Origin of the sequence: Streptomyces lacrimifluminis (assembly GCF_014646095.1) — a bacterium.
In the GTDB taxonomy this organism is placed as follows: Bacteria; Actinomycetota; Actinomycetes; order Streptomycetales; family Streptomycetaceae; genus Streptomyces; species Streptomyces lacrimifluminis.
In genome coordinates this window covers 18,875-33,155 of record NZ_BMMU01000009.1, presented here as the reverse complement: position 1 = coordinate 33,155, position 14,281 = coordinate 18,875, and the positions used below count along the sequence as shown (strand labels likewise).

At 70.0% G+C, this 14,281-nt stretch carries 17 protein-coding genes; 6 read left to right on the top strand and 11 right to left on the bottom strand.

From position 1 onward, the window contains the following. The first annotated feature begins 24 nt into the window (after nt 1–24). Nucleotides 25–1,164, top strand: coding sequence for a phosphate ABC transporter substrate-binding protein PstS (gene pstS / locus IEY89_RS15640; RefSeq protein WP_229695245.1), 1,140 nt, complete (start codon nt 25–27; stop codon nt 1,162–1,164). Nucleotides 1,165–1,175: 11 nt separating this feature from the next. Here pstS and IEY89_RS15635 read toward each other — a convergent pair whose 3' ends face one another. The 4 genes from IEY89_RS15635 to IEY89_RS15620 are packed head-to-tail and all read right to left on the bottom strand — an operon-like array spanning nt 1,176 to nt 3,902. After that, nucleotides 1,176–2,246, bottom strand: a complete 1,071-nt coding sequence (locus IEY89_RS15635; RefSeq protein WP_229695244.1) for an ArsO family NAD(P)H-dependent flavin-containing monooxygenase — start codon at nt 2,244–2,246, stop codon at nt 1,176–1,178. After that, nucleotides 2,243–2,494: a DUF2180 family protein gene (locus IEY89_RS15630; RefSeq protein WP_189147997.1), complete on the bottom strand. Its 252-nt coding sequence runs from the start codon at nt 2,492–2,494 to the stop codon at nt 2,243–2,245. Before IEY89_RS15630 ends, IEY89_RS15635 begins: the two co-directional genes overlap by 4 nt. Continuing rightward, complete coding sequence (gene arsB, locus IEY89_RS15625) at nt 2,491–3,597, bottom strand: ACR3 family arsenite efflux transporter (RefSeq protein WP_189147996.1); 1,107 nt, start codon at nt 3,595–3,597, stop codon at nt 2,491–2,493. Before arsB ends, IEY89_RS15630 begins: the two co-directional genes overlap by 4 nt. Next, the gene (locus tag IEY89_RS15620; protein ID WP_189147995.1) at nt 3,594–3,902 is read right to left on the bottom strand and encodes an ArsR/SmtB family transcription factor; all 309 of its coding nucleotides are present in this window, start codon (nt 3,900–3,902) and stop codon (nt 3,594–3,596) included. Before IEY89_RS15620 ends, arsB begins: the two co-directional genes overlap by 4 nt. 92 nt (nt 3,903–3,994) lie before the next feature. Between IEY89_RS15620 and IEY89_RS15615 the strand changes: the two genes are divergently transcribed. From IEY89_RS15615 to trxA, 3 genes are read left to right on the top strand one after another with little or no spacing between them, the layout of a single operon-like run. Further along, complete coding sequence (locus IEY89_RS15615) at nt 3,995–4,408, top strand: arsenate reductase ArsC (protein ID WP_189147994.1); 414 nt, start codon at nt 3,995–3,997, stop codon at nt 4,406–4,408. Next, on the top strand, nt 4,405–5,394 hold the full coding sequence (gene trxB, locus IEY89_RS15610) for a thioredoxin-disulfide reductase (RefSeq protein ID WP_189147993.1): 990 nt from the start codon (nt 4,405–4,407) through the stop codon (nt 5,392–5,394). Before IEY89_RS15615 ends, trxB begins: the two co-directional genes overlap by 4 nt. A 55-nt stretch (nt 5,395–5,449) precedes the next feature. Then, the gene (trxA, locus tag IEY89_RS15605) at nt 5,450–5,773 is read left to right on the top strand and encodes a thioredoxin (protein WP_189147992.1); all 324 of its coding nucleotides are present in this window, start codon (nt 5,450–5,452) and stop codon (nt 5,771–5,773) included. Nucleotides 5,774–5,877: 104 nt separating this feature from the next. Here the strand turns inward: trxA and IEY89_RS15600 are convergent, their stop codons facing one another. From IEY89_RS15600 to IEY89_RS15585, 4 genes are all read right to left on the bottom strand, one after another. After that, the gene (locus tag IEY89_RS15600; protein WP_189148195.1) at nt 5,878–6,702 is read right to left on the bottom strand and encodes a phosphate ABC transporter ATP-binding protein; all 825 of its coding nucleotides are present in this window, start codon (nt 6,700–6,702) and stop codon (nt 5,878–5,880) included. Nucleotides 6,703–6,761: 59 nt separating this feature from the next. Next, nucleotides 6,762–7,658, bottom strand: coding sequence for a phosphate ABC transporter permease PstA (gene pstA / locus IEY89_RS15595; protein WP_189147991.1), 897 nt, complete (start codon nt 7,656–7,658; stop codon nt 6,762–6,764). Beyond that, nucleotides 7,658–8,650 (bottom strand): phosphate ABC transporter permease subunit PstC, encoded by a 993-nt coding sequence (gene pstC, locus IEY89_RS15590; protein ID WP_189147990.1) that lies wholly within the window; start codon nt 8,648–8,650, stop codon nt 7,658–7,660. The genes pstA and pstC overlap by 1 nt, the downstream gene beginning before the upstream one ends. 875 nt (nt 8,651–9,525) lie before the next feature. Continuing rightward, complete coding sequence (locus tag IEY89_RS15585; RefSeq protein ID WP_189147989.1) at nt 9,526–9,906, bottom strand: ArsR/SmtB family transcription factor; 381 nt, start codon at nt 9,904–9,906, stop codon at nt 9,526–9,528. 166 nt (nt 9,907–10,072) lie between these two features. Between IEY89_RS15585 and IEY89_RS15580 the strand changes: the two genes are divergently transcribed. Next, nucleotides 10,073–10,753 carry an arsenate-mycothiol transferase ArsC gene (locus IEY89_RS15580; RefSeq protein ID WP_189147988.1) on the top strand — a complete coding sequence of 227 codons (681 nt, stop codon included), beginning with the start codon at nt 10,073–10,075 and terminating at the stop codon, nt 10,751–10,753. Nucleotides 10,754–10,826: 73 nt separating this feature from the next. Continuing rightward, complete coding sequence (locus IEY89_RS15575) at nt 10,827–12,215, top strand: FAD-dependent oxidoreductase (RefSeq protein ID WP_189147987.1); 1,389 nt, start codon at nt 10,827–10,829, stop codon at nt 12,213–12,215. A 43-nt stretch (nt 12,216–12,258) separates the two neighbouring features. Here the strand turns inward: IEY89_RS15575 and IEY89_RS15570 are convergent, their stop codons facing one another. The 3 genes from IEY89_RS15570 to pstB are packed head-to-tail and all read right to left on the bottom strand — an operon-like array spanning nt 12,259 to nt 14,262. Continuing rightward, entirely contained in the window at nt 12,259–12,549 is a 291-nt protein-coding gene (locus IEY89_RS15570) for a hypothetical protein (RefSeq protein ID WP_189147986.1), read from the bottom strand. Nucleotides 12,550–12,584: 35 nt separating this feature from the next. Next, nucleotides 12,585–13,358 (bottom strand): winged helix-turn-helix transcriptional regulator, encoded by a 774-nt coding sequence (locus IEY89_RS15565; RefSeq protein WP_189147985.1) that lies wholly within the window; start codon nt 13,356–13,358, stop codon nt 12,585–12,587. A 55-nt stretch (nt 13,359–13,413) separates the two neighbouring features. After that, a complete protein-coding gene (pstB, locus tag IEY89_RS15560) occupies nt 13,414–14,262 on the bottom strand; it encodes a phosphate ABC transporter ATP-binding protein PstB (protein WP_189148194.1) in 849 nt (282 codons plus the stop codon). Between the last annotated feature and the right edge of the window lie 19 nt (nt 14,263–14,281).

Below are 14,281 nucleotides of genomic sequence, written 5' to 3'. Positions count from 1 at the left end.
TCGCAGTGACGTGAGGGGGCAGCGGTGCAGCGTCGAACTGGGACACGCAGGAGCCGCCTGGGCACTCCGGCCGCCGTTGCCGGGCTCGCGGTGGGTCTGTTGCTGGTGGCGGGCTGCGGATTCGGCGATCCGGTCAGTGGCGATGACCGTACGACCGTCACCGTCAAGTCCGTGGCCGACATCGACTGCGCCCGGACGGGGCGGCTGCCCGGCTCGGGATCGACCGCCCAGGCGAACGCCATGTCGTACTGGATCAGGCAGTACCAGCAGACGTGCCCGCCAGTGCGGATCGCCTACAACCCGGTGGGCACCGGTGGCGGAGTCGGCCAGTTCCTCCAGGGGTACACCGCGTTCGGCGGCGCCGACAGCCCGGTCGGCACGCAGGACCCCAAGCCCGTGGACGGTGTGTGCCCGGGCGGGCGGGCCGTCAGCCTGCCCATGGTGGGCGTTCCGATCGCGGTCGGCTATCACATACCCGGCGTCAAGAACCTGACGCTGGACGCCACGACGCTCGCCAAAGTCTTCGACGCCCGGATCACCACCTGGGACGATCCGGCCATCCGGAAGCTGAACCCCGGCGTCGAGCTGCCCTCCCTGCGCATCCGTCCCGTGCACCAGTCCGGCTACACGGGTACGACCCAGAACTTCCAGGCGTATCTCGCGGGTGCGGCTCCGAAGGCGTGGCCGTACCAGGCGGAGTTGATATGGCAGGGGACGGAGAGCGCCTCCGCGTCAGGCTCCGCCGCGGTGGCGTCCGCCGTCGGCTCGACGGCGGGGTCCATCGGCTACTTCGAGCTCTCGTTCGCCGCCACCCGTGAGCTGCGGACGGTCCGCATCGACACAGGGGCGGCCGAACCCGTGGCGGCGACCGAACAGACCGCGGCGGCGGGTATCGCTGGCGCCACAGTGGTCGGCACGGGCAAGGACATGCCGCTGAGGTTCGACTACAGGACCTCCGTCGCGGGCGCCTATCCGATCGTCCTGGTCAGCTACGAGATCGTGTGCGACCGGGGCAACCGGGCCGAGACCCTGCCCGCCCTCAAGTCGTTCCTGACCTATGTCGCAAGCAACGAGGGCCAGCAGTCACTGGCCGAACTTGGCTGCGCGCCGCTGCCGGAGTCCGTGGCGGCCGAAGTACGCAGAGTCGTCGGCGACTTGAGCTGACGGCGTACGAATCACCCTCCTGACATGAGGAGTTCGGCGATCTCGCGGGCCGCGTCGCGGGCGGGGCGGCCCACGCCGATGAGGGTGGCGGAGGCGGGGCCGGTCCAGTCGCCGTAGCCGAGCAGGTGCAGGCGCGGTTCGCCAAGAGCGCGTGTCCCCGCGGTGGGGATGTGACCGCGCGGGCCGCGCAGGCCCAGGGGTGCGAGGTGCGAGAGGGCCGGGCGGAAGCCGGTGCACCAGATGACCGCGTCCGCCGGAGCTCGGGTGCCGTCGGCCCAGACGATCCCGTCGCGGTCCAGGCGGACGAACATGGGCGACACCTTCAGCAGCCCGGCGTCCCGGGCCTCCCGCACCGGCGGTACGGCGACGATGTCGCCCAGTGACATCACGCCTTCGGTGTCGGTGCGGCCCTCGTCCAGGGCACGGCGGCGGGCGGTGGCCACGTCGAACAGGGCGCGGCCGTCGATGTCGTCGGCGAGGAAGCGGGGCGGGCGTTGGGTGACCCAGGTCAGTTCGGTGTCGTAGGCAAGGTCGGCGGCGATCTGCGCGCCGGAGTTGCCGCCGCCGACCACGATGACGCGTTGCCCGGCGAAGTCGCGCGGGCTGCGGTACTCGACGGTGTGCAGCTGGCGCCCGACGAACTCGGCACGCCCCGGGACGGCAGGCAGGAAGGGGCGCCACCAGGTACCGGTGGCGCTGATGACGGCCTGGGCGCGCCAGCCACCGGAATCAGTCTCGACGTGCAGGAGTGCGCCGTCCCGGTGGACCCCGAGGACGCGCACGGGCCGGTGCACCGGCAGCTCGTACCGGCGCTCGTACTCCGTGAGATAGCCGACCACATGGCCCGCCTCGGGGTACGTCTCGCCCGTCTGGACCGGCATAGGTCGCCCCGGCAGCGACGAGTACGCGGCCGGGGAGAACAGGTGCAGGGAGTCCCAGGCGTGTTGCCAGGCGCCACCCGGCTCGGCCTGGGCGTCGAGGATGACGAAGTCCAGGCCGAGGCGGCGCAGGTGGTAGCCGGCGGCGAGGCCGGCTTGACCGCCGCCGATCACCACCACCTGCGCGGACCGGGTGTGCGTCACGAGGTGTGGATGGTGGTCGCGGACTGCGGGCAGCATGCCGCGTGGGCGCGGTGTGCACCGGCACACGGCCCGCACAGCAGCCGCCGCACCGGCGGGTCGGTGACATGCGTTCGTGAGATTGGCTTCGTACAGGTCAGGAACTGTTGTGAGATTTCGCAGTGGACGGCGCACACGGCGGCTCCGCACTGGCTGCAGACGCCGACCGCGGCGACCTGCGCACCGATGTCGGCGCAGTCCAGACAGTTCACCGCGTTGCCTCCAGCGGCTCGGCGTCGCGGGCGGTGAACTTCTTGCGCCAGGCAAGGGACACGTAGACGAGCGCCACCAGCACCGGCACCTCGATCAGCGGACCGACCACACCGGAGAGAGCCTGGCCGGAGGTGACGCCGAAGGTGCCGATGGCTACCGCGATGGCCAGCTCGAAGTTGTTGCCGGCCGCGGTGAAGGCGAGGGTCGCCGTGCGGTCGTAGGCGAGGCCGATGGCCTTGCCCAGCGCGAACGTGCCGAACCACATGATCGCGAAGTACACCAGCAGCGGGAGCGCGATGCGGGCCACGTCGAGCGGCTGGGAGGTGATCGTCTTTCCCTGCAGGGCGAAGAGGATGACGATCGTGAAGAGCAGGCCGTACAGGGCCCACGGGCCGATCTTCGGGAGGAAGTCGGACTCGTACTTCTCCTGGCCGAGCTTCTTCTCCCCGATGCGGCGGGTGAGGAACCCGGCCAGCAGCGGGACGCCGAGGAAGATGACGACGTTCAGGGCGATCTTCCACATGGAGATGTCCAGGCGCTCGCCATCACCCAGGCCGAGCCAGCCCGGCAGCAGGTCGAGGTACAGCCAGCCCAGCAGGCCGAACGCGATGACCTGGAAGACCGAGTTGAGGGCGACGAGAACGGCCGCCGCCTCGCGGTCGCCGCAGGCCAGGTCGTTCCAGATGATGACCATGGCGATGCAGCGGGCGAGCCCGACGATGATCAGGCCGGTGCGGTACTCGGGCAGGTCCGGAAGGAAGATCCAGGCCAGCGCGAACATGATGGCCGGGCCGACGATCCAATTGATGACCAGCGAGGAGACCATCAGCTTGCGGTCGCCGGTGACGGCGTCGAGCTTGTCGTAACGGACCTTGGCCAGGACCGGGTACATCATGATCAGCAGGCCGACGGCGATCGGCAGGGAGATGCCGCCGATCTCGACCTTGGCCAGAGCGTCGTTCAGGCCGGGGATGGCGCGACCGAGGCCGAGGCCCAGGGCCATGGCGACAAGGATCCAGACGGCGAGGAAGCGGTCGAGCGTCGACAGCTTCGCGACGACCGAGGGCTCCTCGGTGGTCGCGGCTGTTTCAGTGGGGGTCACGGGCAGGCCCTCTTGTTTTCGGCGGCATTGCGAGCGGACGCGGCCAGGTCGGCGAACTGGCCGGCGAGTGAGGCGATGACGTCGTGGCGCAGCTTGTAGTACGTGTATCGGCCGCACGGTTCCGTCTCGACCACCCCGGCCTCGCGCAGCACTCTCAGGTGGTTGGAGACGTTGGTCTGCTTCGCACCGGTCTCTTCGATCAGGTGCGTGGAGCAGAGCGTCTCCTTGGCGAGGAGGGTGACGATCTGGAGGCGGAGCGGGTCGGCGAGGACTCGCATCAGATCAGTGTCGACTGACGTCATCATGGACTGATACTCTCACATCAGTGGTGGCTGACACCACCGGGTGCTGAGTTCATTTGCACCTGATGCCGTCGTGAGACAAGAGAGACCTCCTGATGTCCGACAAGCCCTCCGTGCTCTTCGTCTGCGTCCACAACGCCGGCCGCTCCCAGATGGCCGCCGCGTGGCTGACCCACCTGGCCGGGGACCGCGTCGAGGTCCGCTCCGCCGGCTCGAACCCGGGCGCCGGCGTCAACCCGGCCGCCGTCGAGGCCATGGCCGAGGTCGGCATCGACATCTCCGCCGAGGTCCCGAAGATGCTCACGGTCGATGCCGTGAAGGAGTCCGACGTCTGCATCACCATGGGCTGCGGCGACACCTGCCCCGTCTTCCCCGGCAAGCGGTACCTGGACTGGCAGCTGGAGGACCCGGCGGGCCAGGGCGTGGAGGCCGTACGTCCGATCCGGGACGAGATCAAGGTGCTCATCGAGGGCCTGATCAAGGAGATCGCGCCGGAGCCGACCGCATGAGTACGAGCACGGACGTCCGCGAGGTCATCGTCGTCGGCTCCGGCCCCGCCGGATACACCGCCGCCCTCTACACGGCCCGCGCCTCGCTGAAGCCGCTGGTCTTCGAGGGCGCGGTCACGGCCGGCGGGGCGCTGGTGCAGACGACCGAGGTGGAGAACTTCCCCGGCTTCCGCGACGGCATCATGGGCCCGGACCTGATGGACAACATGCGGGCCCAGGCCGAGCGTTTCGGCGCCGAGCTCGTCCCCGACGACATCGTCGAGGTCGACCTCACGGGCCCGGTCAAGACCGTCACCGACAGCGCGGGGACCATCCATCGCGCCAAGGCCGTGATCGTGGCGACCGGCTCGCAGCACCGCAAGCTGGGCCTGCCCGGCGAGGACGCGCTGTCCGGCCGGGGTGTCTCGTACTGCGCGACCTGCGACGGTTTCTTCTTCCGCGAGCACGACATCGTGGTGGTCGGCGGCGGCGACACCGCGATGGAGGAAGCCACCTTCCTCTCCCGCTTCGCCAAGTCGGTGACGATCGTCCACCGCCGCGACACCCTACGCGCATCGAAGTCCATGCAGGACCGCGCCTTCGCCGACCCGAAGATCTCCTTCGCCTTCCAGCGCGAGGTCGCCGAGATCCACGAGGCCGACGGCAAACTCGCCGCTCTCACCCTGCGCGACACCGTCACCGGCGAGACCTCCCGCCTCGCGGCCACCGGTCTCTTCGTCGCCATCGGCCACGACCCGCGCACCGACCTGGTCACCGGCCAGCTCGACCTGGACGACGAGGGCTACCTCAAGGTCGCCTCCCCCTCCACCCGCACGAACATCCCCGGTGTCTTCGGCGCCGGCGACGTCGTCGATCACACCTACCGCCAGGCCATCACGGCGGCCGGCTCCGGCTGCGCCGCCGCCCTCGACGCCGAGAAGTACCTCGCCGCCCTCGGGGACGCCGAGCAGACGCCCAAGCCGGACAAGACCGCAGTCGCGGTCTGACCACCCGTACGACCCGTACGTATAACCCCGCTTACACCCGCAAGAGAAGGTCACCATGGCCCTCAAGAACGTCACCGACGACTCCTTCGAACAGGACGTCCTCAAGAGCGACAAGCCCGTGCTCGTCGACTTCTGGGCGCCCTGGTGCGGCCCGTGCCGTCAGCTCGCCCCCTCCCTGGAGGCGATCGCCGCCGAGCACGGTGAGCAGATCGAGATCGTCAAGCTCAACATCGACGAGAACCCGGACACCGCCGTCAAGTACGGCGTGATGTCCATCCCGACGATGAACGTGTACGTCGGCGGCGAGGTCGTACAGACCATCGTCGGGGCCAAGCCGAAGGCGGCCCTGGAGCGCGAGCTCGCCGAGCACATCGGCTGAGGACCAGGAGCGATCCTCACGCTGCCCGGTACCAACCGCGCCTTGCGGTGGGATACCGGGCAGTTCCGCGTCCGCGCTTGCACCGCCCGCACGCGCGGGGCCGGTCAGCCGAACCTGCCGGAGGTGTAGTCCTCGGTGGCCCGCTGCTGCGGGGCGTTGAAGATCTGCTCCGTGGGGCCAGCCTCGATCAGCCGTCCCGGCACGCCCGCGTACTCCACGTTCAGGAACACCGTGGTGTCCGAAACACGGGCGGCCTGCTGCATGTTGTGGGTGACGATGACGACCGTGCAGGTCTCCCTGATCTCCTTGATCAGGTCCTCGATGACCAGGGTGGAGATCGGGTCGAGGGCCGAGCACGGCTCGTCCATGAGCAGGATCTCGGGCTCGACGGCGAGTGCGCGGGCGATGCACAGCCGCTGCTGCTGACCGCCAGACAGCCCGCCGCCGGGTGCCTTGAGCCGGTTCCTGACCTCCTTCCACAGGCCAGCCCGCATCAGGGCCTGTTCCACCAGGTCGTCATGGGTACCGCGGCCTCGGCGTCGCCCGAGGTGCACGCCCGCGAGGACGTTGTCGCGGATGGACATGGTCGGGAAGGGGGTGGGGCGTTGGAAGACCATGCCGACCCGGCGGCGGATCTCGATCGGGTTGACGCGCGGGTCGTAGATGTCGGTGCCGCCGAGGAGAACCTGGCCGGTGACGGTGGCGTGCGGCGCCATCAAATGCATGCCGTTCAGACAGCGCAGCAGCGTCGACTTGCCGCAGCCCGAGGGGCCGATGAGGGCGGTCACCCGGTGCGGTTCGATGGTCAGGCTGACGTCGGCGACCGCGGGCAGACCCCGGTAGGAGGCGGTCAGGTCTACGACGTCCAGGCGGGCCGGGGCGAAGCGGGCAGCCGCTTGCTGGTCCACAGGTGGTGCCGTCGGGGGCATCTTCGGCTCTTTCATGGCGGTCGGGTCCAGGCTGTCGAGCGGGTTGCGGTTGCCGTACGTCACCGTGCGCCTGTCACAGAGCTGCGGCGGGCGACGAACCGTGCGACGGCGGTGCAGAGCAGCACGAGGATGACGAGCGTCAGCGCCCCGGCCCAGGCGCGGGCCTGCGCGGCCTCGAAGCCGGTGATCGCGTTGGAGAAGATCTGCAGCGACAGGGTCGACATCCGGTGGTCCGGATGCGTCTCGACGAACAGGTCGTTGCCCAGTGCCGTCAGCAGCAGCGGCGCGGTCTCGCCCATGGCGCGGGCGACGGCGAGCATGATGCCGGTGGTGATGCCGCCCATCGCGGTCGGCAGGACGACGGAGACAATCGTGCGGGCCGGCGTGACGCCGAGAGCGAGGCCGGCCTCACGCAGGTCGCGCGGCACCAGGCACAGGATCTCGGCGGTCGCGCGCACGATCAGCGGCAGCATCACCAAGGCCAGCGAGATGGCGCCCGCGTAGCCGGAGAAGCCGAAGCGGGTGACCCACAGGGCATAGACGAACGCGCCGGTGACGATGGCGGGGATGCCGATCAGCAGGTCCGTGAGGAAGTCGACGGCCCTGGCGAGGCGTCCGCCGTACTCAACTACGTACACCGCGGCCCCGACTCCCAGCGGCACCGCGACGACGGTGGCGAGGCCGACGACGATCAGCGAGCCGATGATGCCGTTGAGGAAGCCCCCGCCCGCCCGCGAGGGGTCGCCGGGCGGGGTGCTGGTGAGGAACTCCGGGCCGAGGTACCTGAAGCCCTGCACGGCGGCATAGCCGAGGACCCATAACAGGACGCCGACCGTGAGAGCGGTCGCCAGCCAGAGGACGCCGGTGCCGACCATGTCGGTGGCCATACGGCGGCGCAGACCGGGACCGCCGGGGCGGGGTTCGGCCTCGGGACGGGAGGCGAAGTGCGTGGCCATCAGGCGATGTTCTCCCCGGTGCGGCGGACGATGAGCCTGCCGAGCGCGTTCACCACGAGCGCCAGCGCCAGGAGGCATCCGGCGACAACGAACAGGGACGACAGGTGAAAGGGCTGGTTGGCCTCGGTGAACTCGTTCGCGATCACCGAGGGCATGGTGGCGCCCTGTCCCAGGACCGACCTGGTGATCGAGAGCACGTTGTCGCCGATCAGCATGGTCACGGCGATCGTCTCGCCCAGCGCGCGGCCCAGGCCCAGCACCGAGGCGCCGACGATGCCCGAGCGGGAGCGCGGCAGGACGGCCATGCGCAGCATCTCCGTCCTCGTGGCGCCCAGAGCGTACGCGGACTCCTTCTCGGCGCAAGGAGCGGTCGCGAAGACCTCACGGCAGACGGCTGTGACGATCGGCAGCACCATGATCGCCAGGACGACACCGGCGGAGAAGTACGAGACGCCGGAGAACGGCCCTGAGAAGACCGTGCCGAGGACGGGTATGCCGTCGAAGGCGGTGGCCGCCCAGTCGCCGAACGGGCGGAGCGCGGGGATCAGCGCGAAGATGCCCCAGATGCCGTAGACCACCGACGGGATCGCCGCGAGCAAGTCGACCAGCGCCGACAGCGGCCTGCGCAGCCGTTGCGGTGCCACGTCGGTGATGGTCAGGGCGACGGCGATGGACACCGGCACCGCGATGACCATGGCGATGGCCGAGGTGACCAGGGTGCCGTAGAGGAACTGCAGGATGCCGTACGGGTTCGGGTCGGCCTGGTTCGCGACCGCGTCCGACGGCGCCCACCGGTCGGAGGAGAGGAAGCTGCCCGGCCCGTAGTGGGAGACGGCGGGCCACGCCTTGATCACGATGAAGACGACGGTGGCCAGCAGGACCAGGACGACGACCGTCCCTGCTGCGGTGACCCCGCTGTGGAAGAGCCGGTCGCCGCGGCCCCTGCCGCGCCGCAGGGGCGCGGCGGCCCGGTCAGCGGGTATTCCGGTCATGGGGCTCCAGGTATGAGGAGGTTGGGCGCAGGCGGAGCGGCTGGCCCGGCGTGGAGCGGGTCGGCCGCCGTACGTTCTCGTTCGTGCCGTCGGCGAGCGAGGTGCGCAGGTCGGCCGGGTACCGCACACCGTCGATGTCCGCGGAGATGGTCTCCAGCGCATGCCCCTCCGGCGACCGCGACGCCCGACGCGTCGCTCTGTCGAAGAAGGTAGGAACAGTTGATGCACTGATGGCCGATGGCGGGTGAACGACCCAACAACATAGGCGTTCTCTTATATAAAAGACTGCCTATCGAAGCAATTCCTCGGCGGTGCGCACGGGATCACCCACGGACTGCCCGGAACCGCGTGCGGACCCAGGAAGCGACCGCCGTGCCCCGGCGTACGGGATGTGCCTGATGGCGTGCGTGTCGGTCCTCGCCGGTGCGCCGTTCAGCGACGAGCCCGCTGCACCGATCCCCTACTGGGAGCAATACCGGGCGCGCGAGGCTCCTCGGACTCGCGCCGGCTCCGACGGAGGCGCTCACGCCAGAGGCGGCGTACCGGATCGAATGGCTGTGCTGGGATGCCGTATGCGCGGCCTCACCGCCCGGCAGTACGGCGGAACGAAGGGCTCACCGCCTCCGGGATGCCGTCCTGCAGCGCCGACGGACGGGGCCATACCCGAGGGCGCCGACTCGGCGGGTCACCCTTCGCGGCGGCGGTCGCAGGGCCGCTGAAGCCGCGGTGCGCTTACTGGGGAACATGCCGACGGACCGGGCCGACCGGGCCCTCCACCGACTGCCGGCCGACGCGCTCGACGCGGCCCAGCTTCCCTCGCGCGATGGATCGGATCCCCTGCCCCATTTCCCTCACGCTCCGTGCGGGAGGTGGCGTCAGCTCGCTGCCGTCGCCGGGTCGAGGATCTCGCGGACGCGGCGCAGGCCGTCCAGGTTCAGGGAGTACCAGACCCAGGTCCCGCGGCGCTCGCGGTTCAGCAGCCCTGCCTCGCTCATGACCTTCAGGTGGTGGCTGATGGTCGGCTGCCGGAAGCCCAGGCACTCGGTCAGATCACAGACGCACACCTCACCGGCGGGCGCGCCCTCGATGATCCGGAGGATCTGCAGGCGTGTGGGGTCGGCGATGGCCTTGAGCATGGCGGCAAGCCGCTCGGCCTCGTCGCGGTCGATCAGCAGGCACGCCAGGGCGGGCGTGCACGCGTCCGTTTTCGCCTCGTCGGCCAGGGCCCCCGATGCGCCATATGTAGTGACAGCCATCTATTCACCATAAGCGCGCAGCAGGTGCGCGCTGGCGTTCGAAGGACACTCGAACGGCATGTTCATCTGGCGTTCACCTTTGCGCCCGGCTATGCAAGACATAGACAAATACCTATGATGCCTGGAAGGGAGTAGGGAGCCGCCCCTCCCGAGAAGGAGTCGGCTTATGGACGAGCAAAGCTCTCTCGGCCGAGGACGCCCAGCAGCTCCGCCCTTGCGGGACATCAACCCCGTGCTGGAGCGCATCACTCGACGGCTGGCCGCACGGCACAGCAGGGCCTTCTCGCCGGAGACGGTCGAGAACTATGTCGAGGAGTGCTCGTGGCTGCTGTCGGCGAAGGCACGCGTGGGGCATCATCTCCCGGTCCTGGTGGAGCGGTTCGCAGACCAGCGGCTCGGCGCCCTGGCCCGCGGTATGGGCCTGTCGCCCAAGCCCGTGCCGGAGGTGCTGTTCGTGTGCACCGAGAACGCCGGCCGCTCACAGCTCGCGGCGGCACTCATGCGCCATCGGGCGGGTGACGCGATCCGCGTCCTGACCGCCGGTTCCGCACCCGGCACGGAGATCGCTCCGGTGGTTCTGCGGCTGCTCGCCGAGCAGGGGCTGGACGCTGCCGACGAGTTCCCCAAGCCGCTGACCACGGAGGTCGTCACCGCCGCCGACGTCGTCGTCACCCTGGGCTGCGGAGACGCGTGCCCTGTGCGGCCCGGGCGCCGCTATCTCGACTGGGAGCTGCCGGAACTGTGCGGCCTCGATATCGAGACCGCGCGCTCGGTGCGGGACGCGCTGGCCGCCCGTATCGACGTACTGGCACGTGAACTGTTGTCGACAGAGGTTCACCGGACGTGAGTTGCCCTGGTGAGGGGCGGTCCTTAGCGTCGTAGGCGCGTAGATCGCCACTCCCATCCTAGGAGGCTCTCCCGTGACCCATGTGATCGCCGTCGGCGGCAGTGACGCCGGAATCAGCGCCGCCCTGCGCGCCCGGGAGCTCGACCCCGCCGGCGAGGTCACCGTTGTGGTGGCCGACGCCTACCCCAACTTCTCCATCTGCGGCATCCCCTACTACGTCTCCGGCGAGGTCACCCACTGGTCCAACCTCGCCCACCGGACCGCCCAGGACCTCGCGGCCACCGGCATGGACGTACGGATCAACACCCGCGCCACCCACATCGATCCGGCCGGGAAGCTGCTGACGGTGCGCGATGCGGACGGGCACACCGAGCAACTGCCCTACGACGCCCTCGTGATCGGGACCGGCGCGGTCAGCGCCGTACCGCCCATCGCCGGACTGGCCGACCTCGGCCCCGAGCAGGGCGTGCACCTGCTGCACAGCATGGGCGACACCTTCGGACTGCAGCAGTCGATCGAGGAGCGGCGGCCCGCCGACGCCGTGATCATCGGGGCCGGTTACATCGGCCTGGAGATGGCCGAGGCGCTGACCGGGCGCGGGATCGCGGTCACGCAGATCGAGGCGCTGCCCGAGGTGCTGCCGACCGTCGACGCCGAACTCGGCGCCCTGGTACGGGCCGAGCTGGTCTCGCACGGTGTCGACGTGCTCACCAACACCACCGTCAAGGGGATCTTCCGCGAGTCCGGCGACCGGCTGCGGGTCGAGACGACCGGCGCGGACGGCGCACCCCTGACCCGCGAGACGGACCTTGTCCTCGTCGTGGTCGGTGTCCGACCCGACACCGCCCTGGCCGCCGAGGCCGGCGCCGAACTCGGCTTCCGCGGGGCGATCGCGGTCGACGACCGGATGCGCACCTCGCTGCCGGGCGTGTACGCGGCCGGGGACTGCGTCGTCACCCATCACCGGATGCTCGGCACGACCTGGCTGCCGCTGGGCACCACCGCGCACAAGCAGGGCCGGGTCGCGGGCGAGAACGCGCTCGGCGGCGACCGGCGCTTCGCCGGGAGCCTGGGCACGCAGGTCGTGAAGGTCTTCGACCTGGTGGCCGCGCGCACCGGGCTGCGCGAGCACGAGGCGGTCGCGGCGGGCCGGGGCTGGACGCCGGTGACGACCGCCAGCGACCCCGACGACCACAAGGCGTACTACCCGGGCGCCACCCCGATCGCCGTACGCGTCACCGGCGACCGCGACAGCGGGCTGCTGCTGGGCGCCCAGCTCGTCGGACGGCGCACCGCCGAGATCTCCAAGCGCGTCGACACGTACGCGACCGCACTGTTCCACGGCATGACCGTGGACGCCGTCAGCGACCTCGACCTGTCCTACACGCCTCCGCTCGGCTCCCCCTGGGACGCTGTCCAGGCAGCCGCCCAAGCCTGGTCGAGGGAGCACGCGGGGAAGTGAACCGGCCGGCGGGGGCACCGCCATGCAGCCCGCCGGCCGGCGTTTATGGATGCGCCTCGGTGAGGCACAGGGAGATCTGCGTCCGCACCTCGGCCAGGTCGGCTGCGGTGATGATCTCGCTCAGCGTGTGCGCGTCGGTGGTGAAGGTCAGCCACTGTGCCTGGCCTGCGGGCAGGTACCGGACCCGGACCTTCCCCGAGTACCACGGCTTGCGGTGGTAGAGCGTGCCGAGCAGGGGGACGTGGTGCCGTCCGTGCACCGTGCCCCACCGGGGGTACCGCGTGGCCCACACCGGCAGGTCGAGGTACGAGTCCTCGTCGTCTTCCTCGGCCACCGGGCACTCCCCTCCCGATATCCGCCGGCCGACCCCTACTCCGAGGAACCCGGCGGTGACGACGTCGTCGCGCTCCCCTTGGGCTCGCACTCCAACCGGTACCCCATGCCGCGGATGGCGTCGATGGTGCAGCAGCTGCCCCCCTCCTCCCGCAACCTGGTGCGCACCCGCCGCACGTGCACGGTGAGGGTGTTGCTGTCCAGGCTGGCCGTGCCCCACAGGGCCTGCGTCAGCTCGGCGCGGCTTATGAGCTTGTTGGGGCGCTCCATGAAGTAGCGCAGCAGCAGGAATTCACGGACCGGCAACTGGATCAACCGGCCGCGTACATAGACGTGAAAACCCGCGGGATCAAGCTCGATGTCACCGACGACCAGCGGTTCGGCCGAGCCGTCGCCCCGCCGGCCCGACATGAGCAGCGGGACGATCTCCTCGGTCCGGTACGGGCGGGCCACGAAGGCGAGAGCGCCGGCCGCCACCGCCGCCGTCGCCTCCTCCGCCCCGTCCGGCCCGGCGCCCACGATGACGGGCACCGGGTGGAGGCGGGCGATCAGCTCGGTGACCCGCGCCGCGCTGACCACCGGCAGCGGGGCACCGAGCAGGACCGCACCCGGGTGCCGGGTGCCGACCTGCAGGAGAGCCTCGGCGCCGTCGTGGCAGACCACGGTACGGATGCCCGCACCCTCGAAACGGGCCAAGGCCCTGGCCGCCAGATCCGCGTCCGGCTCGACGAGCAGCAGGTCCGGGCGCGGTTCGTCGTCGGCTGCGCCCCGCACGGCAGTGGGCTGGGGCCGGTGTGCTTCGGGTGTCACCCGGGATACTCCTCCACGTGTTGCGCGCAAAGGGACGGACACGGGACCTGCTCTCTCAGCCGAAGCGGCCGGAGATGTAGTCCTCCGTGCGCTGGTCGGAGGGGTTGGAGAAGATCCGCTCGGTCTCGTCGTACTCGACGAGCCGGCCGTGGCGTACTCCCTTGTCGTCCACGTCCGCCGTGAAGAACGCGGTGCGGTGCGAGACGCGGGCCGCCTGCTGCATGTTGTGCGTGACGACGATGATCGTGAACTCCTCGGCCAGGTGCTCCATGAGGTCCTCGATCTTCGCCGTGGCGATCGGGTCCAGGGCCGAGCAGGGCTCGTCCATGAGGATCACCTCCGGCTTGACCGCGATCGTGCGGGCGATGCACAGCCGCTGCTGCTGACCGCCGGAGAGCGCCAGCGCGGAGGTCTTCAGCTTGTCCTTGACCTCGTCCCACAGCGCCGCGTGGGTCAGGGTCTCCTCGACCAGGTCGTCCAGGTTGCCCTTGAAACCGCCCACCCGGGGCCCGTAGGCGATGTTGTCGTAGATCGACTTCGGGAACGGGTTGGGCTTCTGGAAGACCATGCCGACACGGCGGCGGACCTCGATGGGATCGACCTCGCGGCCGTACAGATCCTCGTTGTGATACCGGACCTTCCCCGCCACGCGGGCGGTGGGCACCAGGTCGTTCATGCGGTTGAAGCAGCGCAGCACGGTCGACTTGCCGCAGCCGGACGGGCCGATCATCGCGGTGATCTGCCGCTCGCCGATGTTCAGGTTCACATCGCGTACGGCCTCGTGATCACCGTAGAACACCGACAGGCTGCCGACCTCGAAGACCGGGCTGTCCAGGGACGGCGCCGTGCGATAGGCGACCCGCGGGGTCCTGGTGCCGCCGACGGAATCGGAGGGAGAAGTCATGGAAGCCTCCTGGTCGGAG

Excerpts from the sequence above, each read along its gene's own strand:
- IEY89_RS15620 (WP_189147995.1), bottom strand. The coding sequence starts at position 3,902 with ATGATGACGTCAGTCGACACTGATCTGATGCGAGTCCTCGCCGACCCG.
- IEY89_RS15615 (WP_189147994.1), top strand. The coding sequence starts at position 3,995 with ATGTCCGACAAGCCCTCCGTGCTCTTCGTCTGCGTCCACAACGCCGGC.
- trxB (WP_189147993.1), top strand. The coding sequence starts at position 4,405 with ATGAGTACGAGCACGGACGTCCGCGAGGTCATCGTCGTCGGCTCCGGC.
- trxA (WP_189147992.1), top strand. The coding sequence starts at position 5,450 with ATGGCCCTCAAGAACGTCACCGACGACTCCTTCGAACAGGACGTCCTC.
- IEY89_RS15600 (WP_189148195.1), bottom strand. The coding sequence starts at position 6,702 with ATGCCCCCGACGGCACCACCTGTGGACCAGCAAGCGGCTGCCCGCTTC.
- pstA (WP_189147991.1), bottom strand. The coding sequence starts at position 7,658 with ATGGCCACGCACTTCGCCTCCCGTCCCGAGGCCGAACCCCGCCCCGGC.
- pstC (WP_189147990.1), bottom strand. The coding sequence starts at position 8,650 with ATGACCGGAATACCCGCTGACCGGGCCGCCGCGCCCCTGCGGCGCGGC.
- IEY89_RS15585 (WP_189147989.1), bottom strand. The coding sequence starts at position 9,906 with ATGGCTGTCACTACATATGGCGCATCGGGGGCCCTGGCCGACGAGGCG.
- IEY89_RS15580 (WP_189147988.1), top strand. The coding sequence starts at position 10,073 with ATGGACGAGCAAAGCTCTCTCGGCCGAGGACGCCCAGCAGCTCCGCCC.
- pstB (WP_189148194.1), bottom strand. The coding sequence starts at position 14,262 with ATGACTTCTCCCTCCGATTCCGTCGGCGGCACCAGGACCCCGCGGGTC.